This window comes from Streptomyces showdoensis (genome assembly GCF_039535475.1).
Taxonomy (GTDB): domain Bacteria; phylum Actinomycetota; class Actinomycetes; order Streptomycetales; family Streptomycetaceae; genus Streptomyces; species Streptomyces showdoensis.
Map to the genome: position 1 here is coordinate 336,929 of NZ_BAAAXG010000028.1, position 21,864 is coordinate 358,792.

Annotated in this window: 17 protein-coding genes; 5 read left to right on the top strand and 12 right to left on the bottom strand. The window is 73.0% G+C overall.

Annotation, left to right across the window (positions count from 1 at the left end):
- Positions 1-34 precede the first annotated feature (34 nt).
- The gene (locus ABD981_RS36215) at positions 35-1,597 is read right to left on the bottom strand and encodes a DUF4192 domain-containing protein (RefSeq protein WP_345530520.1); all 1,563 of its coding nucleotides are present in this window, start codon (positions 1,595-1,597) and stop codon (positions 35-37) included.
- A gap of 133 nt (positions 1,598-1,730) precedes the next feature.
- On the opposite strand from ABD981_RS36215, the gene ABD981_RS36220 reads away from it, so the two are divergent.
- Positions 1,731-3,914, top strand: coding sequence for a RecQ family ATP-dependent DNA helicase (locus tag ABD981_RS36220; protein WP_046912400.1), 2,184 nt, complete (start codon positions 1,731-1,733; stop codon positions 3,912-3,914).
- Between the two features lie 221 nt (positions 3,915-4,135).
- Positions 4,136-4,762, top strand: coding sequence for a hypothetical protein (locus ABD981_RS36225; RefSeq protein WP_046912399.1), 627 nt, complete (start codon positions 4,136-4,138; stop codon positions 4,760-4,762).
- A 334-nt stretch (positions 4,763-5,096) separates the two neighbouring features.
- Here ABD981_RS36225 and ABD981_RS36230 read toward each other — a convergent pair whose 3' ends face one another.
- From ABD981_RS36230 to ABD981_RS36240, 3 genes are all read right to left on the bottom strand, one after another.
- On the bottom strand, positions 5,097-5,729 hold the full coding sequence (locus ABD981_RS36230) for a hypothetical protein (protein WP_046912398.1): 633 nt from the start codon (positions 5,727-5,729) through the stop codon (positions 5,097-5,099).
- Between the two features lie 133 nt (positions 5,730-5,862).
- A complete protein-coding gene (locus tag ABD981_RS36235) occupies positions 5,863-6,573 on the bottom strand; it encodes a ribonuclease HII (RefSeq protein WP_046912397.1) in 711 nt (236 codons plus the stop codon).
- Between the two features lie 373 nt (positions 6,574-6,946).
- Entirely contained in the window at positions 6,947-7,564 is a 618-nt protein-coding gene (locus ABD981_RS36240; RefSeq protein ID WP_046912396.1) for a TetR/AcrR family transcriptional regulator, read from the bottom strand.
- 134 nt (positions 7,565-7,698) lie between these two features.
- Here ABD981_RS36240 and ABD981_RS36245 point away from each other — a divergent pair, with 134 nt between their 5' ends.
- Positions 7,699-9,252, top strand: a complete 1,554-nt coding sequence (locus ABD981_RS36245; RefSeq protein ID WP_046912395.1) for an MFS transporter — start codon at positions 7,699-7,701, stop codon at positions 9,250-9,252.
- Positions 9,253-9,352: 100 nt separating this feature from the next.
- On the opposite strand, the gene ABD981_RS36250 is transcribed toward ABD981_RS36245, so the two are convergent.
- The 4 genes from ABD981_RS36250 to ABD981_RS36265 all read right to left on the bottom strand — a co-directional run bounded on the left by ABD981_RS36250 (position 9,353) and on the right by ABD981_RS36265 (position 14,891).
- Positions 9,353-11,434 carry a DUF4153 domain-containing protein gene (locus ABD981_RS36250; protein WP_382748591.1) on the bottom strand — a complete coding sequence of 694 codons (2,082 nt, stop codon included), beginning with the start codon at positions 11,432-11,434 and terminating at the stop codon, positions 9,353-9,355.
- Positions 11,435-11,663: 229 nt separating this feature from the next.
- Positions 11,664-12,575, bottom strand: coding sequence for an ADP-ribosylglycohydrolase family protein (locus ABD981_RS36255; protein WP_046911334.1), 912 nt, complete (start codon positions 12,573-12,575; stop codon positions 11,664-11,666).
- A gap of 12 nt (positions 12,576-12,587) precedes the next feature.
- Positions 12,588-13,247, bottom strand: coding sequence for a histidine phosphatase family protein (locus tag ABD981_RS36260; RefSeq protein ID WP_046911335.1), 660 nt, complete (start codon positions 13,245-13,247; stop codon positions 12,588-12,590).
- Positions 13,248-13,280: 33 nt separating this feature from the next.
- Positions 13,281-14,891 (bottom strand): ABC-F family ATP-binding cassette domain-containing protein, encoded by a 1,611-nt coding sequence (locus ABD981_RS36265; protein WP_046911336.1) that lies wholly within the window; start codon positions 14,889-14,891, stop codon positions 13,281-13,283.
- 101 nt (positions 14,892-14,992) lie between these two features.
- Between ABD981_RS36265 and ABD981_RS36270 the strand changes: the two genes are divergently transcribed.
- On the top strand, positions 14,993-15,754 hold the full coding sequence (locus ABD981_RS36270; RefSeq protein ID WP_123955104.1) for a TetR/AcrR family transcriptional regulator: 762 nt from the start codon (positions 14,993-14,995) through the stop codon (positions 15,752-15,754).
- 99 nt (positions 15,755-15,853) lie between these two features.
- Here ABD981_RS36270 and ABD981_RS36275 read toward each other — a convergent pair whose 3' ends face one another.
- Together ABD981_RS36275 and ABD981_RS36280 are read right to left on the bottom strand one after the other, a co-directional pair.
- Entirely contained in the window at positions 15,854-16,459 is a 606-nt protein-coding gene (locus ABD981_RS36275) for a YdbC family protein (protein ID WP_046911337.1), read from the bottom strand.
- Positions 16,460-16,491: 32 nt separating this feature from the next.
- The gene (locus ABD981_RS36280; protein ID WP_046911338.1) at positions 16,492-17,310 is read right to left on the bottom strand and encodes an arylamine N-acetyltransferase family protein; all 819 of its coding nucleotides are present in this window, start codon (positions 17,308-17,310) and stop codon (positions 16,492-16,494) included.
- 87 nt (positions 17,311-17,397) lie between these two features.
- On the opposite strand from ABD981_RS36280, the gene ABD981_RS36285 reads away from it, so the two are divergent.
- On the top strand, positions 17,398-17,928 hold the full coding sequence (locus ABD981_RS36285; protein ID WP_046911339.1) for a TerD family protein: 531 nt from the start codon (positions 17,398-17,400) through the stop codon (positions 17,926-17,928).
- Between the two features lie 43 nt (positions 17,929-17,971).
- Here ABD981_RS36285 and ABD981_RS36290 read toward each other — a convergent pair whose 3' ends face one another.
- Both ABD981_RS36290 and ABD981_RS36295 read right to left on the bottom strand, forming a co-directional pair.
- A complete protein-coding gene (locus ABD981_RS36290; RefSeq protein ID WP_046911340.1) occupies positions 17,972-18,661 on the bottom strand; it encodes a DUF6215 domain-containing protein in 690 nt (229 codons plus the stop codon).
- Positions 18,662-18,820: 159 nt separating this feature from the next.
- Positions 18,821-21,715 (bottom strand): vitamin B12-dependent ribonucleotide reductase, encoded by a 2,895-nt coding sequence (locus tag ABD981_RS36295; RefSeq protein WP_046911361.1) that lies wholly within the window; start codon positions 21,713-21,715, stop codon positions 18,821-18,823.
- Between the last annotated feature and the right edge of the window lie 149 nt (positions 21,716-21,864).

Here is a 21,864-nt window from a genome sequence, read left to right on the forward strand (position 1 = left end):
GTGAACGCCGCGGCGGCCCGCGGGGTCACGGGCCTCATTCGCCGCTCCTCGTCCCGCGCCGCCCGGCCCGCCGGACCACCACACTCCTGGGGGCCGTCGCCCCGCGCCGAACCGCCCCTGCGGCCTCCGCGGGTGCGCGTCCGGCGCCGCCCCGGCGCGTGGCACGCATGGCCGCCACCCGGGGGCGCGGTCCGGCGGGCCGGTCGGCGACCCGCGGGCGGGTCCGCGGCGCCGCCGCCCGGCGACGCGACTGCTCCGGCGGCTGCCCGAGTCCGTGCTCGGGGCCCTGTCCGGAACCCTGCTCGGCGCCCTGTGCGTCGCTCGCGTCACCGGCGCCGCCCGGGTCCGTCGTCCGGTCTCCCGCCGCCGCGGCCGCCTGCCGCGTGTCGCGCTCCCGGCGCAGGCAGCTGCGGAGGGACTCCGGGTCGAGGCCTTCGTTGCACGCCTGGTGGAGCAGGCGGGCGAAGAGGTACTCCGGGTCGGCGTCCAGGGCGAGGCTGAGGGCGACGCGGGCGGAGGGCTCGTCGCCGCTGGACCAGACGACCCAGCCGGCCAGGGCCAGCGGGGCGGCGGCGTACTCCTGGTACGGGGCGACGCAGCGCCGGGAGAGCGCCCGCCAGAGCCGCAGGGCGCCGTCGGCCTCGGGTCCTTCCATCCATTCGGCGGCCTGGTCACGGGTGTCCCGGTCCTGGAGTCCGAGGATCAGTGCGGCGGCTTCCTCGGTGGTGAGACGGGCGTCGTCGGCGGCGTCGGCGGTCACGTGCCCGCGGCCTGCCGTGAGGCCCGCCCGGCCGGTCAGCACGTCGTGCGGGCTGTCGGTCGCACGGGGCGCCGGGCTCTCGGGGGGCTCGGTGAGCCGCTCGATGAGTGTGCTGGCGAGTGCGATCGTGGTGGTGCGGACCTCCTGTCGTCCCTGCCCGGCCGGGGCGTCGAGGATCTTGGGCACGAGGAGGGAGGCGGCCTCGCCCAGAGCGGCGCGCTGGGCCGAGGGGCGTGACGGATCGTCGTCGGACTCCCTCGGCTTCAGCCGGGCCTCCATGTCCTTGAGGGAGCCGCGCACCTGGATCCCGGCGTAGGCGGCGGACGCCGCCATCACCGACGTACCGGACAGGGCGAGGGGCGTGCCGTCCGGTGGGCAGCAGCGGCTGTCGGGGCAGCAGTACGAGAAGTACAGGCCGTCGGAGAGGCAGAGGGCTTCCATGACGGGGACGTCCAGGGCGCCGCAGGCGGTGCGGAGGCGCTGGGAGAAGGGGCGCAGCCGCTCCATGACCCGGCGGCCGGTCTCGCCGGGTGCGGGGTCCTGACAGAGGAAGACGACGATGGCGTCGGGGCGGTCGCCGCGTCGGGTGCAGCCTTCGACGAGGCATTCGGCCAGGTGCTCGGCGGTCTCGGACCATTCGTGGGGCGAGCGGGGAATGCCGAGCCTGACGCGGCCCCCGAAGCGTCCGCGCTCGCCGTGGAGCGCGACGAGCACGACGGAGTCGCTGGGGTGGAAGCCGAGCATGAACGGCAGCGCGTCGGCCAGTTCGGCGGGGCCGCGGAGGGTGATCTGCGGGGCTGTGGAGGGACCGTGGGATTCGTGGTGGTTCGTGTTCATGGTCCAGACGGTCCCGCGGACACCGCCGATCGCGAAACCCCTGTGGATAACTCTCGGTGACCGTCCCAGCGAGTTATCCACAGGTGGAGCGGTCCGTTCGCCGATTGTCCGACCGATCGGGTTGCATGGGGTCATGACCCACGCAGACCGTCCCGAAGACCGCGTCGCCCTCCACGCCGCCGCCGACGCCGTGCTCGCCCGTCTCGTCTCCGACCCGACGGGTGCGGCGAGACTGCGCGAGGACCAGTGGCGGGCCATCGAGGCGCTGGTCGCGGACAGACGCCGGGCGCTGGTCGTGCAGCGCACGGGCTGGGGCAAGTCGGCGGTGTACTTCGTGGCGACCTCGCTGCTGCGCGAGCGGGGGGCCGGCCCGACGGTGATCGTCTCGCCGCTGCTCGCCCTGATGCGCAACCAGGTCGAAGCGGCGGCGCGGGCGGGCATCCGCGCCCGCACGATCAACTCGTCGAACACGGAGGAGTGGGAGACCGTCCAGCAGGAGGTCGCCGCCGGTGACGTGGATGTGCTGCTGGTCAGCCCGGAGCGGCTCAACAATCCCGACTTCCGCGATCAGGTGCTGCCGAGCCTCGCCGCGGCGACCGGGCTGCTCGTGGTCGACGAGGCGCACTGCATCTCGGACTGGGGTCATGACTTCCGGCCGGACTACCGGCGGCTGCGCACGATGCTCGCCGACCTGCCGGCGGGGGTGCCGGTCCTCGCGACGACGGCGACGGCGAATGCCCGGGTGACGGCGGACGTCGCCGAGCAGCTGGGGACCGGCGGGGACACGGACGCGCTGGTGCTGCGGGGGCCGCTGGACCGCGAGAGTCTGAGTCTCGGTGTGGTGCGGCTGCCGGACGCGGCCCACCGGCTGGCCTGGCTGGCGGACCATCTGCACGAGCTGCCCGGCTCCGGGATCGTCTACACGCTGACGGTTGCGGCCGCCGAGGAGGTGACGGCCCATCTGCGCCAGTGCGGGCACACGGTCTCCTCGTACACGGGGCGGACGGAGAACGCCGACCGGCAGCAGGCGGAGGACGATCTGCAGGCGAACCGGGTCAAGGCGCTGGTGGCGACCTCGGCGCTCGGCATGGGCTTCGACAAGCCGGACCTCGGCTTCGTCGTCCATCTCGGCTCGCCCTCGTCGCCCATCGCGTACTACCAGCAGGTGGGGCGTGCGGGGCGTGGTGTGGAGCACGCGGAGGTGCTGCTGCTCCCGGGCAAGGAGGACGAGGCGATCTGGCAGTACTTCGCGTCGGTCGCCTTCCCGCCCGAGGAGCAGGTGCGCCGCACGCTGGACGTGCTCGCACAGGCGGGCCGTCCGTTGTCGCTGCCCGCGCTGGAGCCGCTGGTCGAGCTGCGCAGGACCCGGCTGGAGACGATGCTGAAGGTCCTGGACGTGGACGGGGCCGTGAAGCGGGTGAAGGGCGGCTGGGAGAGCACCGGGGAGCCCTGGGTGTACGACACCGAGCGGTACGCCTGGGTGGCGCGGCAGCGGTCGGCGGAGCAGCAGGCCATGCGGGAGTACGCGGCGACGGACGGCTGCCGGATGGAGTTCCTGCGCCGTCAGCTGGACGACGAGGCGGCGGCCCCGTGCGGCCGTTGCGACAACTGTGCGGGCGTCAGGTTCGACGCGAAGGTCTCCGACTCGGCGCTCGACACGGCGAAGGGGGAGCTGCGGCGGGCGGGCGTCGAGGTGGAGCCGCGCAAGATGTGGCCGACCGGTCTCGCCGCCGTCGGTGTGGATCTGAAGGGCCGTATCCCGGCCGGCGAGCAGTCGTACGCAGGCCGGGCGCTCGGGCGGCTGTCGGACATCGGCTGGGGCAACCGGCTCCGGCCGATGCTTTCGGACGGCGCGCCGGACGGCGAGGTGCCGGACGACGTGGTGCAGGCGGTGGTGCGGGTGCTCGCCGACTGGGCGAAGGGCCCGGGTGGTTGGGCCTCCGGCGGGCCGGACGCGCCGCCGCGGCCGGCCGGTGTGGTCATGGTCGCCTCGCACCGGAAGCCCCGGCTGGTGGGTTCGCTCGGCCGGCGGATCTCCGAGATCGGCCGGATGCCGCTGCTCGGCACGGTGGAGTACGCGCCGGAAGCTGCCGACCTGCGGATCTCCCGGACCAACAGCGCGCAGCGGGTGGTCGGACTGCAGCGGACGCTGCTCGTCCCGGACGAGCTCGCGGAGCGGCTGGCCACGGCGGGAGGGCCCGTTCTGCTGGTGGACGATCTGGCCGACAGTGGCTGGACGTTGGCGGTGGCGGCGAGGCTGCTGCGGCGGGCGGGAGCGGAGGGGGTGTTTCCGCTGGTGCTTGCCGTCCAGGGGTGAAACGGGGAGTGAACAATGGGCAACTGGGCAGGGATATGAGAGTCATACCGGATCATTCCAGTCAGCGGCCTCAATTGCTCGTTGCCGCCCGCGCACGGGCCAGGAAGAATTGGGAATCCGCCCCCGCACGGCCCGTACGCGGTCCGGATGGACCGTGCCGTGGTGCGCCCTCACCCACCCGTCCCTGCCCGCGGAGCGGGCGTGTATCCGAAGGGAGGATCGTGACCCTCGGATTCGCTCCGTCCTCCGCCTCTTCGATCAGTTCGTCGTCCGGGTCGGCCAGCCGCCTCGCTCGGATGCTCGAACCGGCCGAGTGGGCCGCGGCCGGGATCCCGCTGCTGCGCAATCCCCGTGAGGTCGTCAGCGGCCTGCATTCCCGGCATCTGCCCACTCCCGCGACCGCGGTGGTCGCCGTCCTGGACCATGAGGAACGGGTGGCCGCCAGCGCCTCGTTCACCCGGAGGTCCGCCCCGGCGGACGGCTGGGAGTTCCGTAACGCGCTCCTCGCCCATCTGCGCCGGGTCATCCCGCACGACCTGCGCCGGCGGGCTCCGGTGCGGACGGCCGTCCTGCTCTACTGCCGCGAGGGCGACGAGCGCTGGACGGAGGAAGACGGGGCCTGGATGTGGGGGCTGCGGGACGCCTGCACGCTCCACGGGCTGCGCTGTGGTGCGTACATCACGCTGACCCGAGGGGGCTGGCAGGTGCTCGGCGAGGGCCGCGGCGGCCGACGGCCGAGCTCCGACTCTCCGCCCGTGCCACTGGGCGAGGAGTCCGCGTTCGACCGGCTCGTGCCGCGGATCGCGAGCGGGGCGCCGGAGCCGTTGCGCCGGGCCGCCGCACGCTGACGCACGACCGCCACGGACCCGTCGGGCGTCGGACGGCCGGCCCGGGACATCGGCGCGCGGTCGTCGGAGGCAGGCACGTGCGCGACCCGTCCGGCGCGGCGCCGGAGGAAGCACCATCGGCGAAGCCACCGGAGAAGCACTGCCCCGAGGGGCACCGCCGGTGAGCACCGCCGGAGAAGCGCTGCTCGGTGGAGCACCGTCGGGGAAGTAGTGCTCGGTGAAGCACCGCCGGGGAAGTACTGCCCAGGGAAGCACCGCCGGGGAAGTACTGCTCGGTGGAGCACCGCCGCCCGGCCGCCCCCTCAGGGGCAGCCGGGTCCCGGGCGGGCGTCGGTCAGACGCCGGCGCCCAGTGCGGCGTTGACGCGCTCGGCGTCGCCGCAGACGATCAGCAGCGCGGTCGCCCGCTTCAGCGCCTCGGGCAGGGATCGGGAGACGGCGTCGCCGGAACCGCCGTTGACGGCGACGACCACCACGGGACGGGCCGCGGCCCGCTCCACGGCGGCGGCGTCCGCGAAGAACACGTCCTCGCGGGCATCCTGCTGCGCCCAGTAGGCGGGCTCACCGAAGGACAGCTCGTGCGCCGCCCAGGGGTGCTGCTCGCCGGTGGTGAGCACCAGCACGTCACCGGGGGCGCGGCCGGACTCCAGCAGCAGGTCCACGGCCTCCTCGGCGGCGTCGAGAGCGCCGTCGGCGGTGGCCGGGATCAGCTGGATCTGGGCACCGGACCGCTGGTCGGAACGATTCTCCAGGTCACTCGGAGCGGTCGGTCCGGCAGCGGGCTGCGGGCGCGGCACCGGCGGCGCGGGCCGGACCGGGCCGGGGCCCGGGCGTCCGGGTCGCGGGGTGGCCGCGGTGCGCGGGCCGGGTACGGGTCGGGGGGTCGGCACGGGGCGGCCGGCGGCCGCAGTCGCGCGGGGACCCTGGGCACTCTCAGAAATCTGAGGCTCCTCGGGGATGAGAGGCATGGGTGGATGTCTATCAAACGCCGTCGCGGGAAGCTCCGGCGGGTGGGCACGCAGGGGTGCCCCGGCCACTGGGAAGGCTCCGCCGAGAGGACCCCGTACGGGATCCCGCCGGAGAAGAACCAGCGGTCGGAAGTCAGAAGTCGAAGCCGAGTTGGCCCCCGCTTTCCAGCGCGGCCGCCTCGGCGGAGAGGCGGACCTTCTTCAGATGCCGCCAGCGGGGCATGGCGTCGAGGTACGACCAGGACAGCCGGTGGTACGGGGTCGGACCCCGCTCCTCCAGCGCGGCTTTGTGAACCGGCGAGGGGTAGCCCGCGTTGGCCCCGAAGGCGTACGCGGCGTACTCCTCCGCCTCGGCCCCCAGTTCGCCCATCAGCTCGTCGCGCCGCACCTTGGCGATCACGGAGGCGGCGGCGACGGCGATGCAGGACTGGTCGCCCTTGATCACCGTACGGACCTGATAGGGGCTGCCGAGGTAGTCGTGCTTGCCGTCGAGGATCACCGCGTCGGGGCGCACCGGAAGGCCTTCCAGTGCGCGGACGGCGGCCAGCCGGAGCGCGGCGGTCATCCCGAGTTCGTCGATCTCCTCGGGCGAGGCGTCACCGAGCGCGTACGCCGTGACCCAGTCCTGGAGCTCGGCGGCGAGCGCGGTGCGTCGCTTGGGGGTGATCAGCTTGGAGTCGGTGAGTCCGGCGGGTGCCCGGCGCAGGCCGGTGACGGCGGCGCACACGGTCACGGGACCGGCCCACGCCCCGCGTCCGACCTCGTCGACCCCGGCGATGATCTTGGCGCCGGTGGTGGCTCGGATCGATCGCTCGACACTGTGGGTGGGTGGTTCGTACGGCATGGCGCCTGACAGGTTACGCCGACGGGCGCCTCCCCCGGTACCCGGATTCCACCTGGTGACCCGCACCCGACCGAATCCCGACCCGAGGGCGGTCCGATCCCGGCCGGATATCAACCCCGCAGCCACCCCGCCCGGGCCGGATACCGCCCCCGCCGCCACCCAGGCCCGGCCGGTTCTCGCCCCCGGCCGACCTTCCGACCCGTCCTCGCGGGCCCGCCCGACCTCCACGACTTCCCTTGCCCCCCGCCCTCCCCTGCTTCCCTGCCCTCCCCTGCTTCCCTGCCCTCCCTTGCCTCCCTGCCCTCCCCTGCTTCCCTGCCCTCCCTTGTCTCCTTGACCTCCGCGCCGCCCCGCCCCCCTGGCAGCCCCGGCCCTACTTCCGCAGCAGCGGCACCATGACCCGGTCGATCATCTCGGCGATCTCGGCCTCGCTCCATTCGCTGCCGCACACCTTGGAGCGGTACATCATCATCGCCGGGATGACGTCGTAGACCAGATCGCCGGGAGCGTCCGCGCGGACCTCTCCGCGTTCCACACCACGCTCGACCACCTCCCGCAGCAACCGCTTCGAGGGGTCGGTCACCCCGGTGAGGATGAGTGCCTGGAAGCGCTCGGAGGTCTCGGCGTCACATTCGTGAATGACGGCACGCAGGGCGAAGCCGGGCTTCGAGTACATCGCCGCCCGCACCCTCCGGCACAGCTGGTAGAGGTCCTCGCGGACGTTTCCGTGATCGGGTGCCTCACCCAGGGCGGGGAGCGCGGCCCGGAGCGCGTCGACGACGAGGTCCTCCTTGGAGGACCAGCGCCGGTACACCGCGGCCTTTCCGGTCTGCGCGCCGACGGCGACGCCCTCCATCGTCAGGCCGTTCCAGCCGACCGTGCTCAGCTGTTCGAGCGCCGCCTCCAGGATCGCGCGTTCCAGCACCGCGCCGCGACGCCGTGACGTCGCCCCCGGTGGCCGAGCGGTGGCCACGGAGTGCGAAGTAACCATCAGGACCTCTCTGTTGGGCCGTCTTCGGGCAACCGGCAGTGCTCAGTGAACGGTTGCGTTCTCTGAGGGGGAATCACTACCGTGGAAGACAGTGAACGAGTGCGTTCACTGGATTCTTCCGTGGGGGATACACAGTGACAACATCTCCGGTGGACACCCGGACAGGTCCAGGCACCGCCAGGTACCCGAATCGGCCGGGAATCGCTCTCACCGTCATCGCCGCCTGCCAGTTGATGGTCGTCCTCGACGCCACGATCGTGAACATCGCGCTTCCGCACATCCAGGAGGCGCTCTCCTTCTCCACCACCGACCTGTCGTGGGTGCTGAGCGCCTACACGCTCACGTTCGGCGGCCTGCTGCTGCTCGGCGGCCGGGCCGGCGACATCCTCGGGCGCCGCCGGGTGTTCATGACCGGCATCCTGGTCTTCACCCTCGCCTCGCTGCTCGGCGGCTTCGCCCAGGAGCCCTGGCAGCTCCTGGCCGCGCGCGCCCTGCAGGGCGTCGGAGGCGCGATCGCCTCGCCGACCTCCCTCGCACTGATCACGACGACCTTCCCCGAAGGCCCGGAGCGGAACCGGGCCTTCGGCGTCTTCGCCGCCGTCTCGGCCGGCGGCGGCGCGATCGGCCTGCTCGCCGGCGGCATGCTCACCGAGTGGCTCGACTGGCGCTGGGTGCTCTTCGTGAACGTGCCGATCGGGCTGGTCATCGCCTTCCTGACGCCCCGTTTCATCAACGAGTCCGAGCGCCACCCCGGCCGCTTCGACCTCGCGGGCGCGCTCTCCTCCACCCTCGGCATGACCGCGCTGGTCTACGGCTTCATCCGCGCCTCGGAGGAAGGCTGGCGGGACTCGCTGACGATCACGGCGTTCATCGCGGCGGGCGTCCTGCTGGCGGCCTTCGCCCTCATCGAGGCGCGGGCCCGCGAACCGATCACCCCCTTGCGGATGTTCGCCGACCGCAACCGCTCGGGCACGTACGTGATCATGCTCAGCCTGGCCGCCGCCATGCTCGGCATGTTCTTCTTCATCGTCCTGTTCGTCCAGAACGTGCTCGGCTACAGCCCGATCCGCTCCGGACTCGCCTTCCTCCCGGTGACGCTGGCCATCGGGCTCGGCGCGGGACTCGCCCAGCGGATGCTGCCGGTCCTCGGCCCGAAGCCGTTCATGGTGGCCGGAGCGTCGTGCACCGCGATCGGCCTCTTCTGGCTCAGCTTCATCAGCTCGGACAGCTCCTACGCGAGCGGCGTCCTCGGCCCGATGCTCGTCTTCGGCTTCGGCATGGGGCTCAACTTCGTGACCCTCACCCTGACCGCCGTCTCCGGCGTCGCGCAGCACGAGGCCGGTGCCGCGTCGGGGCTGCTCAACGCCACCCAGCAGGTCGGCGGTTCGCTGGGCCTGTCGATCCTGGTCACGGTCTTCGGCACGGCCGGCCGGGACGAGGCGCGGCAGCTGGTCCCGGAGTTCCTCGCGACGGCGACGCCCGAGCAGAAGGCGGCGTTCGCCCGGACCCGCGAGCTGCCGCCGCCCTGGTCCCACGACGTACTGACGGCCGGCATCTCGCTCGCGTTCACGGCCGCGGTGGTCATGGCGCTGGTCGCGTTCGTCACCGCGGTGACCGTGATCCGGGTGCGCAAGAGCGACCTGGAGTCGCTCAGCGGTACGGCGGGGGCCGCGGGCCCGGTCGCCTGACCGGCGCGGCCCTCCCCGGTCACGGCCGAGGGGCGGGTCCTCCTTCCCGTACGGGGAGGAGGACCCGCCCCTCGCCGCGCGCGGCCCGAAGGGGTACGGGTCAGGGGGCGCCGTACGGGTCGGCCTCCGGGTCGTACCCCTCCTCCTCGCGGCTGGACGGGCCGCATTCGTCGGGCGTGCGGGTGACGGGGCGGGCCTCCAGGATCTCCCGGGCCCTGGTCTCGGCCAGGCTCGTGGCGTACCAGCCGCCTTCGTCCTCGCGGAGCTGGGCGTCGATCTCGACGAGGGCGCAGGAGCGCAGGGGCTCCGGGAGCCGGTCGAGGGCGGGGACCGCGTCGGCGGAGAGACCCTGGAGGTAGTGCACGTCGATCCTGTCGAGCCGTTCGTGGCGGTCGACGTTCTGCCGGGCGATGACGGCGTCCGGCTGGATCAGACCGAAGACCAGGACGAATCCGGCGGCGCTGGCGGCGAGCGCGCGGGGCAGCAGGCGGGCGCCCCAGATCCCTGCGGCCATGATCAGCAGGAGGGCGACGCCGAGCCAGATCTCCATGGTGGCGACGGAGATCCGCAGCCGGGTCAGGCCGTACGCGTCGACGTACAGGTCCATCCTGCGCAGCGCGGAGGCGACGACGACCAGGGTGAGGACGCACAGGGTGCCGAGCACGGCCCGCACGAGCCGCCGGTCCCCCGCGTCGGTGCGGGGTGCCCAGCGCAGCGCGAGGCCGATGACGACCAGGGTGAGGAGCGTGGCCGTGAGCAGCTGCCAGAAGCCCTGGCGCGCGTACTCCGCGTAGGTCAGACCGGTCTCGCTGAGCACCTTGTCGTAGCCGCCGAAGAGGACGGCCAGCTGGATCGCGTTGAAGGCGGCGAACAGCAGGTTCAGGACGACGAGCGGGAGCGCCCACTCCAGGCGGCCGCGGGCCTTGCCCGGGGTGACGGCCAGCCGGTCCCAGCGGAGCGGGGCGGCGGCGGTGCGCGCGACGGCGATCGCGCCGAACAGGCCGAGCAGGAAGCACAGGGTGCGCCAGGGTGCCTGCTCCAGCGAGATGTCGGGCATGAGCGAGCCGAGCAGGTCGGCGAAGGCGGCGTCCGCCCCGGCGAACAGGGCACCGAAGACGACCAGCAGGCCGAGGGCTATCAGCGCGGTGCGCAGGATCGGGCCCCAGCGGCCGCGCGAGCCGTCGGCGCGCTGGCGTGCACCGCGCCAGACCCACAGCATGCCGCCGCCGACGGAGTCGAAGAGGCCGACGGGTCCGAGCAGCATGCTGGTCCAGCCACGGCCGCCGTGCAGGGCGAAGCCGGTGAGTCCGATCGCGGCGACGATCGCGAGGAAGGTCGGCCAGCCCGCGTCGCTCAGCGCCGGGACGGCGAGCAGGGCCGCACCGCCGACCGCCCAGACCAGCGTCCAGGGACGGATCCGGCGCCCGGCGGCCCGGGCCGCGAAGGCCCCGGCGAGGGTGGCGGGGACAGCCACGAGCAGCAGGTTCACCCCGGCGCCGTCGCCGAGCAGCAGGGCTGCGAACAGGGCGGTCGCGACGATCGCCCACAGGGTGGCCGCGGTCGCGGGCGCCGGGGCCGCGGGCCGGAGCCTGCTCGCCGCGCTCGGCTTCCTGGGCGGCGCCCAGGGGTGGTGCGGCACGTGGCCGTAGGGACCGGGCCGCCCGTACGGGGCTCCGGGCGGTCCGAACGGGTACGGGCCGCCCGGAGGCGGGCCACCGGCCGGCATGGCCGCGACGGCCGGCGCCGGCCCGGCGGGGCCCGCCGGCGGACCGGGCGGGCCGCCCGCGGCCGTGCCCGGGGCCGCCCCGGTCGCATGCACCGGCTGCGCCGACGGCTGGACCTCCTGCGGCTTCCCGCCACCCTCCTTCGGCCCACTGCCCTCAGGCCCGCTGCCCTTGGGCCCGCTGCCCTCAAGCCCGCTGCCCTTGGACGCACCGTCCTTGGACGCGCTGTCGTTGGACGCGCTGTCGTTGGACGCACTGTCGTTGGACGCACTGTCCTCCGGCCCGCGGTCCTTCAACGGGCTGCCCTCGGGTGCGCTGCCCTCCGGCCGGACATCCTGGTGCGGGCCGTCCTTGGGCTCGCCGCCCTTCGGCGCCCTGCCCTCCGGCCCGCCATCCTTCGGCGGGCTGTCGTGCGGCCCGCCGTCTTTCGGCGGCTGTGCGGACGGTGTGTCGGTCACGGGACCCCCTCCCGACCCGGCGCTCGCGGGCGCCGCCGTGCGGCGGCGCCCGGTCGCTGCCAGGTGTCTCGTCGACGCGCTCTTGTCATGATCAGCGCTACGGAGTGGCCGACTCTAACCGCGCCCCGACCCGGCGAACCCCCTCGGGAGCCGCTGTGGCAGGACCGTGACATTCCGCCCCGGCGCACGCCCTGGCGGTCCTGCGGTGGCGGTCCGGCGGAGGGGTCCGCTACGCGCGCACCCCGGTCGGCACCCACCCGGGCAGGTCCTCGGTCTGCTCCAGCCACCCGGCGGGCGGGGCCCCGGCCGGGCCCGAGGCGACGATGCCGCCCGCGATGGCGCAGGTGGTGTCGACGTCACCGCCCACGGCCGCGGTGGTCCAGAACATCCGCTCGTAGTCGCCGAGCGAGCGGGCCGCCGACCAGAGGGCGAACGGCACGGTGTCGTGCGCGCTGGTGCGCCGTCCGCTGCCCAGGACGGCCGCGACCGTGGCCGCGTCCCCGTAGTCGAGCATGTCGCGGGCCCGGCGCAGCCCGGCACCGACGGCGCTGCGCGGAACGAGGGCGATGACGCCGTCGAGCAGGGCCTCGGGGGTGGGCGGGCCGGCGGGGTCCGCGGCGAGCGCGGCCGCCGCGGCGACGGCCATCGCCCCGACCACGGCCTCGCGGTGCTGGTGGGTGGTGTAGGCGGAGATCTCGGCCTGGTGGGTCGCCTGCTCGGGGTCGTCGGCGTACCAGGCCCCGAGGGGGGCGATCCGCATGGCGGCGCCGTTGCCCCAGGAGCCCTGGCCCTTGAAGAGGGCGGCCGCGAGCTCGCGCCAGTCGCCGCCTTCCCGGATCAGCCGGAGCATCCGGTTGACGGCGGGGCCGTAGCCGCGGTCGAAGTCGTGGTGGTGGGCGAAGGACGCGGCGAGCGCGTCCTGGTCGATCCGGTCGTGGGCGACGAGCACGGCGAGAACGGAGCAGGCCATCTCGGTGTCGTCGGTCCACTGCCAGGGACCGGCGGGCGGCTCGTGCCGCTTCAGCAGGGGATAGTTGACGGGGACGAAGTACTGGGAGCCCAGGGCGTCCCCCACGGACAGCCCGCGCAGGCTGGCCAGGGCGCGTTCGAAGCGCCGGTCGGGAGAGGAGTCAGCGGTCATCGCTCTGCCACTCTATCCGGTGGGGCCGTACGGTTCCGGGGTACGCCAGCGTTCGAAGGGCCGGTCGAGGCGGTACTTCCCGTCGTCGCCGAGCAGCAGCGTCCTGGTCTCCGCGTTTCCCGGGTTGGACAGCGACTCGAAGTCGGCGACCGTCCAGTGGAACCAGCGCATGCAGAACAGCCGCATGGTCAGCCCGTGGGTGACGAGGAGGACGTTGGGCGGGTGGTCCGGCGCCTCGAAGCTCCGGTAGAGGCTCTCCAGGAACGCCCCGACCCGGTCGTACACGTCGGCGCCCGACTCGCCCTGGGCGAAGCGGTAGAAGAAGTGTCCGTACGCGTCCCGGTAGGCCTTCTGGAGGCGCACGTCCTCCCGGTCCTGCCAGTTGCCCCAGTCCTGCTCGCGCAGCCGCGGCTCCTCCCTGACCCGCACGTTCCGCGGGTCGAGGCGGAAGGCGCCCAGGGTCTCGTGCGTCCGGCGGTACGGCGAGACGTAGACGCTGACCCGCTCCTCCCCGAACAGCTCCCTCAGCCGTCCCCCCGTCTCCTCCGCCTGCCGCCACCCGGTCTCCGTGAGCCGGAGGGCGTGGTCGGGCTCCCTCTCGTACACCGTGTCATCGGCATTGCCCTCGGACTCTCCGTGCCGTACGAGGACTATGCGCCGCGGTCGTGCCATGGGACGACCCTAGATCGCCGTGCGGCGGGGGGCTCAGTCGAGCAGGTGTCCGGAGTCCATCCGGCGGACGTGGCCGGTGAACCGGCGGCGCAGTGCGCGGTCGTGCGAGACGACGACCACGGCGCCCGGCCACCGCTCCAGCGCCTCCTCCAGTTCCTCGACGAGGCCGAGGGCGAGGTGGTTGGCCGGCTCGTCGAGCAGCAGCAGGTCGGCGGGGCGGGCGAGCAGCCGGGCGAGGGCCAGGCGGCGGCGCTGCCCGGCGGAGAGACCCCCGACCGGGACCCGCAGGTCGGCGGGGCGGAACAGTCCGTAGGAGAGGAGCAGTTCGGCCTGCTCGTCCTCGGTGAGGGCGAGGCCGCGGCCGAAGGCGGCGAGGACGCGCTCGGCCGGCCGGTGGGCCGGTATCTCCTGGGCGAGGAATCCGGTGCGGCCGTGGCGGGCGACCCGTCCCGCGTCGGGTTCGACCAGTCCCGCCATGACGTGGAGCAGAGTGGACTTGCCCGCGCCGTTGCCCCCGTGGATCAGGAGGCGGTCGCCCGCGCCGACGGTGAGTCGGTCGACGGACAGGCGGTCGGCGACCCGCACCCCGTCCAGGGCGAGCAGCTCGCCCCGGGCCCGGCCGGTGGGCGGCCTCGCGGTGAAGGCGAGGGGTCGGGGCGGCTCGGGCACGGGCTCCTCGTGGAGTCGGCGCAGGCGCTCCTGGGCGTTGCGCACCCGGCCGGAGACGGAGGCCTGGACCCGGCCGCCCGCGCGGTCGTAGGCCATCTTGTTGTTGTCCTTGATCGCCCGGCCCGCGGCCACGCCGAGTGCGGTGCTCGTCGCGTACGCGGCGAGGCGCGCGGTCTCGGCGCACCACGCGGCGTGGGCCTGCTCCCAGCGCCGCCGGGCCGCGGCCCGCTCGGCGCGGAAGCCCGCGTATCCGTCGCCGTACCGCACGACGGTCCGGCGGTCGGCGTCGACCTCCAGGATCGCGGTGGTCACGCGCTCCAGGAAGGTCCGGTCGTGGGAGACGGCGACGACGGTGCCGCGGTGGGCGAGGAGGGAGTCCTCCAGCCAGTCGAGCGCCTGGGCGTCGAGGTGGTTGGTCGGCTCGTCCAGGAGGAGGACCTCGGGCGCGGCGGCGATCGCGCAGGCGATGCCGAGTCTGGCCTGCTCGCCGCCGGAGAGGCTGCCGAGCCGGCGGTCGCGGTCCAGGTGGGCGAGGCCCAAGGCGTGCAGGGCCTTGTCGACGCGGGCGTCCGCCTCGTATCCCCCGCGCAGTTCGAAGGCGGTGAGCAGGTCGCCGTACGCGCCGAGGGTCCGCTCGTCGGCCGTGCCGAGGGCGGCCTCCAGGGTGCGCAGGCGCCGTTCCATGGTGCGCAGCTCGGTGAGCGCGGCGTCGACGGCTTCGGTGACGGTGGCGGCGGGCGGCAGCTCGGGGGTCTGGGCGAGCAGGCGGGCGCCGCCGTCGGTGACGGTGACGGCCTCGCCGGAGTCGGGCGGGTCGAGCCCCGCGAGGATCCGCAGCAGGGTGGACTTGCCCGCGCCGTTCTCCCCCACGATCCCGATCCGCTCGCCGGGGCGCACGGTGAGCGAGACCTGATCGAGCAGCAGGCGTTCGCCGCGGGTCACGGTCACGTCGTGGAGGGAGAGCTGGGTGGGCAAGGGCACCTCCGCAGGACAGCATGGACCACAACAAACGCAACGGTTGTCGCGTTATGGCGAGTGTGGCACACTCGTAGCCACTAACGCAACGGGAGTAGCAATTGAATGAGACGACCGAGGAAGCGCCGTCCCCGGCCCCCGGCAGCAGACGCCCCGGCGGGCGCACCGCCCGGACCCGCGCCGCGGTCCGCGACGCCGTCCTGACCGGCCTGGCCGAACACGGCTACCCCGCCCTCACCGTCGAGTACGTGGCGGAGCGGTCGGGGGTGCACAAGACGACGCTCTACCGGCGCTGGGGCGGCGTCGAGGGCATGGTCGCGGACGCGCTCGCGCTCGCCGGCGAGGACGCCTGGACGCCGCCGGACACCGGGAGCCTCGCCGGTGACCTGCGCGCCCTGGCCCGCGAGGTGACCGACGCCTTCGCCGACCCGGCGCAGGCGGCCGCGCCGACGGCCTTCGTCGGCGCCGCGTTCCAGTCGGAGCGGGCCGCCGAGTCCCTGCGCGACTTCTACGCGGAGCGCTTCCGGCGCTGCGAGCCCGTGGTGGACCGGGCCGTGGCACGCGGCGAGGCCCCGGCAGGGACGGACGCCGGCGCGGTCGTCCGGGCGGTGTCGGCGCCCCTCTTCCTCCGCCTCTTCGTGACCCGCGAACCGGTGGACGAAGCCGTCGCCGAACAGGCGGCGCGAACGGTGCTCGCCGCGGTCGGGGCGGGCGCCTTCACCCGCGGGACCACCGAGCCGCCCACGGAGGCGGTCGCCACACCGCCCAAGAAGGCGGTCACGGAGCCGGTCGCCACGGCGGTCACGGAGCCGGTCGCCACACCCCCCACGAAGGCGGTCACGGCGCCTCCCACGACCGCGTAGGCCGGGGCGCCGCCCACCACGACGGCGGTCACCCCACCGCCCACGACGAAGGCGGCCGGCACGCCGACCAGCTGAGGCGCGTGCGCACGCTCCCGGGTGTCAGACCGCCCAGGCCGGTTCGAGCTGCACCACGTCGCCCGAGAGGGCGGCCACGTCGGCCGCGGTCTGCGCCCGCAGACCGAGCCGCTCGATCCGCTCCACGCGGTACTTCCCGTGCTCGGCGGCCGAGTTCCACATCGACAGCACCAGGAACTCGTGCCCCGGCGCCTCCCCGAAGAGCCCGCGGAGCATGCCGGGGGACCCGGCCATCGCCGGGTTCCAGACCTTCTCCTGCATGAGGGCGAAGTGCTCGGCCCGCTCCTCGTGGACCCGGCTGTGCGCCACCCGCGCCACGTCGGCGTCGGCGAAGCGCGGCTCGAACCCCGTCTTCACGTCGAAGCGGTGGTCGAAGAGCTTGACCTGGGCGTCCTTGAACGTGCCGGCCTGGGTGGCGGCGAGCCGGTCGTGGGAGCGCGCCATGAACGAGTCGTAGAACGCCCGGCTCTCCCAGAACGCGAAGACATGGGCGACATCCGGCCGTCGCCGGCTCCATCCGCCGCCCTGCCCCCGGAAGCCCGGCTCACCGAGCAGCCCCGCCCATTTCCGCTGCCCCCGCTCGAACCCTCGACGGTCCACCACGGTGCAGCGAATCCACTTGACCAGCACCGCGCCATGGTACGGGTCGGAGCGACGCTCCGTCAGACCTCCGCGGACTGCACCCGCACCAGACCCGCGGCCTCCTCGGCGTCCAGTTCGATCCCGAAGACCTCGGCCAGCACGCCGATCAACTCGGCCGGTCCGACGGTCCGTTCCTCGGTCGTGCCGTCCCGGTTCACCGAGGTCAGACCGGTCCGGACGAGCGCCCGGCGCGCCTCGGAACCCGGCCGCAGCGCCACGACCTGGCCGACGAAGCGGGACAGCGGGTGGCTGGAGCTGTAGTGGTTCATCAGCTCGAAATCCACGGGGTACACGGAGTGGGGGGCGAAGGAGTACAGGTCGGCCCACCCCTCCGGGCGAAGCGAGCGCAGCAGGTGGACGCCCTCCGCCTCGGCCACGACGCCGAAGACCCAGCCGTCCTGGTCGACCCGCGCCCCGTCCACCAGGGGAACCGGCTCCAGCGGGCCCTGCCAGCCGAACCCGGTGTCCGCGAGCCACTGTTCACCGCCGACCGTGACGACGAGCAGGGCGTGGGTGATCGCCGTCAGCGCGTCCCCGCGCGAGCGGTTGCGGGCGCCGCGCCCCGCCACCTCGAAGCCGATCCGCTCCAGGGCGGCCGCGAAGAGCGAGTTCTGCTCGTAGCAGTAGCCGCCGCGCCGCCGGCCCACCAGTTTCGCCTGGACGCTCTTGACGTCGAGCGGGATCCGGCGCCCGAGCGCCACGTCCAGGTTCTCGAACGGGATGGCGCCCACGTGCGCGCGGTGCAGGGCGCGCAGCGTCCGCAGGTCCGGTGCGAGCTCCCCCGAGTACCCGATCCGCGCCAGATATGCGTCCAGATCCAGCTCTTCCCCGCTCCACATCGCGCGCTCCCCCTCGACCGATGACACGTTGATCACATGACACCATGAACGGGACGTCAGGAACCGTACAGGGAGAGGGGATTCACGGTGAGCGGACTCAACAAGGGGGTCGGCAAGGCCGAGGTGACGCTCAAGTGGGACCCCAGTCCGATGGGCACGCCCGCGCACGACCTGGACCTCGTCGCGGGGGTCTACACGGCGGACGCACCCTACGGGCCGCCGGCCTACCTCGTGCACTTCGACAGCCGCTCGCCCGACGGCACGATCACGCTGCACCGCGACAGCCGTACGGGGCAGGGCTTCGGCTACGACGAGGCGATGACCCTGGAGCTGACCAGGCTGGCGCCGCTCTACGCGCGCGTGGTGGTGGGCGTGGCCATACAGCAGGGCGGCGGCCGGCTCACCTTCGGACAGGTCGCCCATACGGGGGTCCTGGTCCGCGAGGGCTACTCCGACCTGCTGGAGGACGATTTCGCCGCCGTGGCGGACGCGACCGCGGCGACGGTCGTCGAGTTCATCCGGGACGGGGCCGAGGGCTGGACCCTGCGCCCCCTCTCGGTCGGCTTCGACACGGATCCGCGGGACTTCGGCGCCCTGATGGGGGCGCGGCGTCCGTGAGGCGGTGCGGGGGCCCGTCCTTCGGGCGGGTCCCCCGCCCCCGTCACCGTGCGGCCCAGCCGGGAATCGTGGGCAGCACCCGCTCGGCCACCCGCAGCAAAGCGGTGTCGTCGGGAACCGCCTCGTCCTGACGCCAGACGACGAGCTCGTAGGCGCCGCCGCCGTCCTTGGCGTCCTTGGCGACGAGCAGATGCCGGGCGATGCCGCCGGTGCCGGTCTCGGCCTTGCTGCCGCCGACCAGCGGGATCTTGAGCGCGATGGTCCGGTCCGAGTAGAGGACCGCCGTCCGCCCCAGCACCCGGGTCGGCTCGGCCGTCCTCCCGAGGAGCGGACCCATCCGGGCGACCGGAAGGCCGTCGTAGGAGGCCGAGAGCTTCACGGAGTACGTCGGCAGGCCGACGTTCCCCTCCGGCGACGGGAGCTTGGCGCTCCCGACGGTGAGCCACCCGTCGCTCCCCCAGGCGTTCCGCGCCTTCTCCTCCGGCGTGCCGAGGAGGGCCGGCAGGTCCGGCCGGTTCAGCGCCCGGCAGAGCTCGGTCCCCGAGACGTACTGCGACGGCAGCGAGCCCGTCGAGGCCGTGCAGACGGCCGGCTCCCGCGCGGCGGCGCCGTCCATGTCGCTCTTCGCCATGAACCAGAAACCGCCCGCCAGCACCGCCCCCAGCACCAGCGCGGTGGCCACCTGCCCGCCCACGCTGGGCCCCTTGACCGCTCCGGCCACGTCCTCCGCCATGTTCCCCCCTGTCGTACGCGCACGAGGGCGCGGCGGCGAGCGTAACCGGTGATCGTTCCGAGGCGAACAGGGATTTCCGTCACCCGCGCGGGAGACGGGTACGCGAGAGAGGGTGCCGACCCGTGGTCGGCACCCTCTCTCAGACGCTACTCAGGACGGTCAGCTGCAACCGCTGGTCGAGCCGCAGCCCTCGCAGATGTAGCAGGAGCCGGCGCGCTGCATCTTCGTGCCGCAGGAGAAGCAGAGTGGGGCGTCCGCGCTGATGCCCAGCTGCATCTCGACGAGCTCGGCGGAGGTGTGGGCCTGCTTCGGGGCGGGCACCTCGGCCTGCACCGGAGCGGCGACGGCCTTCAGCTCCTGGGCGCGGGGGGCGGACTGGGCCAGCCCCTCCACGTCCACGTCGACGTCGTCCACGGACTGCTCGTACGAGCCGGTCTCCAGGTGACGCTGGCGCTCCTCGGCGGAGTGGATGCCGAGCGCGGAGCGGGTCTCGAAGGGCAGGAAGTCCAGCGCCAGGCGGCGGAAGATGTAGTCGACGATCGACTGCGCCATCCGCACGTCCGGGTCGTCCGTCATGCCGGCCGGCTCGAAGCGCATGTTGGTGAACTTCGAGACGTACGTCTCCAGGGGGACGCCGTACTGCAGACCGACGGAGACGGCGATGGAGAAGGCGTCCATCATGCCGGCGAGCGTGGAGCCCTGCTTCGACATCTTCAGGAAGACCTCGCCGAGACCGTCGTCCGGGTAGGAGTTGGCGGTCATGTAGCCCTCGGCGCCACCCACGGTGAAGGAGGTGGTGATCCCCGGACGGCCCTTCGGGAGGCGCTTGCGCACCGGGCGGTACTCGACGACCTTCTCGACGGCCTCGCGGATCGTCGCCTCGGACTTCGCGGTGACCTCGACCTTCTCCTCCTCCTTCTTCTTGGCGGAGAGGGGCTGGCCGACCTTGCAGTTGTCGCGGTAGATGGCGAGCGCCTTGACGCCCATCTTCCAGGCCTCGAAGTAGACCTCCTCGACGTCCTCGACCGTCGCCGTCTCCGGCAGGTTGACGGTCTTGGAGAGGGCGCCCGAGATCCACGGCTGGATGGCGGCCATCATGCGGACGTGGCCCATCGCGGAGATGGAACGCTCGCCCATGGCGCAGTCGAAGACCTCGTAGTGCTCGGTCTTCAGGCCGGGGGCGTCGACCACGTTGCCGTGCTCGGCGATGTGGGCGACGATCGCCTCGATCTGCTCCTCCTGGTAACCCAGGCGGCGCAGGGCCTGCGGGACGGTGCCGTTGACGATCTGCATCGAGCCGCCGCCGACCAGCTTCTTGAACTTGACCAGGGCGAGGTCGGGCTCGAGGCCGGTGGTGTCGCAGGACATCGCGAGACCGATGGTGCCGGTCGGGGCGATGACCGAGGCCTGCGCGTTGCGGAAGCCGTTCTTGGCGCCGAGGCGGATCACGTCCTGCCAGGCCTCCGTGGCGGCGGCCCAGATCGGCGAGTCCAGGTCGTCCACGCGGACGGCCTTGGTGTTCTCGTCGGCGTGCTGCTGCATGACGCGCTGGTGCGGCTGGGCGTTGAGCGCGTAGCCGTCGTAGGCGCCGACGACGGCGGCGAGCTCGGCGGAGCGCTTGTACGAGGTGCCGGTCATCAGCGAGGTGATGGCGCCGGCCAGGGCGCGGCCGCCGTCGGAGTCGTACGCGTGGCCGGTCGCCATCAGCAGGGCGCCGAGGTTGGCGTAGCCGATGCCGAGCTGGCGGAAGGCGCGGGTGTTCTCGCCGATCTTCTGGGTGGGGAAGTCGGCGAAGCAGATGGAGATGTCCATCGCGGTGATGACGAGCTCGACGACCTTGGCGAAGCGCTCGACCTCGAAGGACTGGTTGCCCTTGCCGTCGTCCTTGAGGAACTTCATCAGGTTCAGCGAGGCGAGGTTGCAGGACGTGTTGTCCAGGTGCATGTACTCGCTGCACGGGTTCGAGCCGTTGATCCGGCCGGACTCGGGGCAGGTGTGCCAGTGGTTGATCGTGTCGTCGTACTGGATGCCCGGGTCGGCACAGGCCCACGCGGCCTCGGCCATCTTGCGGAAGAGCGACTTGGCGTCGACCTCCTCGATGACCTCGCCGGTCATGCGGGCCCGCAGGCCGAACTTCCCGCCGGACTCGACGGCCTTCATGAACTCGTCGTTCACGCGGACGGAGTTGTTGGCGTTCTGGTACTGGACGGACGTGATGTCGTCGCCGCCCAGGTCCATGTCGAAGCCCGCGTCGCGGAGGGCGCGGATCTTCTCCTCCTCCTTGACCTTGGTCTCGATGAAGTCCTCGATGTCGGGGTGGTCGACGTCCAGGATGACCATCTTGGCGGCGCGGCGGGTGGCGCCGCCCGACTTGATGGTTCCCGCGGAGGCGTCGGCGCCGCGCATGAAGGAGACCGGGCCGGAGGCGTTGCCGCCGGAGGAGAGCAGCTCCTTGGAGGAGCGGATGCGGGAGAGGTTCAGGCCGGCGCCGGAGCCGCCCTTGAAGATCATGCCCTCTTCCTTGTACCAGTCGAGGATCGACTCCATGGAGTCGTCGACGGCCAGGATGAAGCAGGCGGAGACCTGCTGGGGCTGGGGCGTGCCGACGTTGAACCACACCGGGGAGTTGAAGCTGAAGATCTGGTGCAGGAGGGCGTAGGCCAGCTCGTGCTCGAAGATCTCGGCGTCGGAGGGCGAGGCGAAGTAGCCGTACTCCTCGCCGGCCTTCGTGTAGGTCTTCACGATCCGGTCGATGAGCTGCTTGAGACCGGTCTCGCGCTGCGGGGTGCCGACGGCCCCGCGGAAGTACTTGCTGGTGACGATGTTGACCGCGTTCACCGACCAGAAGTCGGGGAACTCGACGCCACGCTGCTCGAAGTTGATCGAGCCGTCGCGCCAGTTGGTCATGACGACGTCACGGCGCTCCCAGCTCACCTCGTCGTACGGATGCACGCCGGGGGTGGTGTGGATGCGCTCGATACGCAGGCCCTTGCTCGCCGCCTTGGCTCCCTTGGTGCGGGAACCACGTGCCGGACCGCTCGCCGTCTCTGTCATGCCGCCTCCCATATACGGGCAAAACACGCTGGAGCGCCCGGAAAATTCCAGGGCTCCGCCTTCTGTACTTCGTCTTGTAGTGCAGTTGCCACGAGCACCTCGCGGTTCACTCGGGGCAGGTCTTTCCGGGCCGCGCGGCGGCCGGTCGC

What these genes read in the sequence shown, in the direction of transcription:
- ABD981_RS36215 (WP_345530520.1), bottom strand. Translation starts at nt 1,597, where the DNA reads ATGAACACGAACCACCACGAATCCCACGGTCCCTCCACAGCCCCGCAG.
- ABD981_RS36220 (WP_046912400.1), top strand. Translation starts at nt 1,731, where the DNA reads ATGACCCACGCAGACCGTCCCGAAGACCGCGTCGCCCTCCACGCCGCC.
- ABD981_RS36230 (WP_046912398.1), bottom strand. Translation starts at nt 5,729, where the DNA reads ATGCCTCTCATCCCCGAGGAGCCTCAGATTTCTGAGAGTGCCCAGGGT.
- ABD981_RS36235 (WP_046912397.1), bottom strand. Translation starts at nt 6,573, where the DNA reads ATGCCGTACGAACCACCCACCCACAGTGTCGAGCGATCGATCCGAGCC.
- ABD981_RS36240 (WP_046912396.1), bottom strand. Translation starts at nt 7,564, where the DNA reads ATGGTTACTTCGCACTCCGTGGCCACCGCTCGGCCACCGGGGGCGACG.
- ABD981_RS36255 (WP_046911334.1), bottom strand. Translation starts at nt 12,575, where the DNA reads ATGACCGCTGACTCCTCTCCCGACCGGCGCTTCGAACGCGCCCTGGCC.
- ABD981_RS36260 (WP_046911335.1), bottom strand. Translation starts at nt 13,247, where the DNA reads ATGGCACGACCGCGGCGCATAGTCCTCGTACGGCACGGAGAGTCCGAG.
- ABD981_RS36280 (WP_046911338.1), bottom strand. Translation starts at nt 17,310, where the DNA reads ATGTGGAGCGGGGAAGAGCTGGATCTGGACGCATATCTGGCGCGGATC.
- ABD981_RS36290 (WP_046911340.1), bottom strand. Translation starts at nt 18,661, where the DNA reads ATGGCGGAGGACGTGGCCGGAGCGGTCAAGGGGCCCAGCGTGGGCGGG.
- ABD981_RS36295 (WP_046911361.1), bottom strand. Translation starts at nt 21,715, where the DNA reads ATGACAGAGACGGCGAGCGGTCCGGCACGTGGTTCCCGCACCAAGGGA.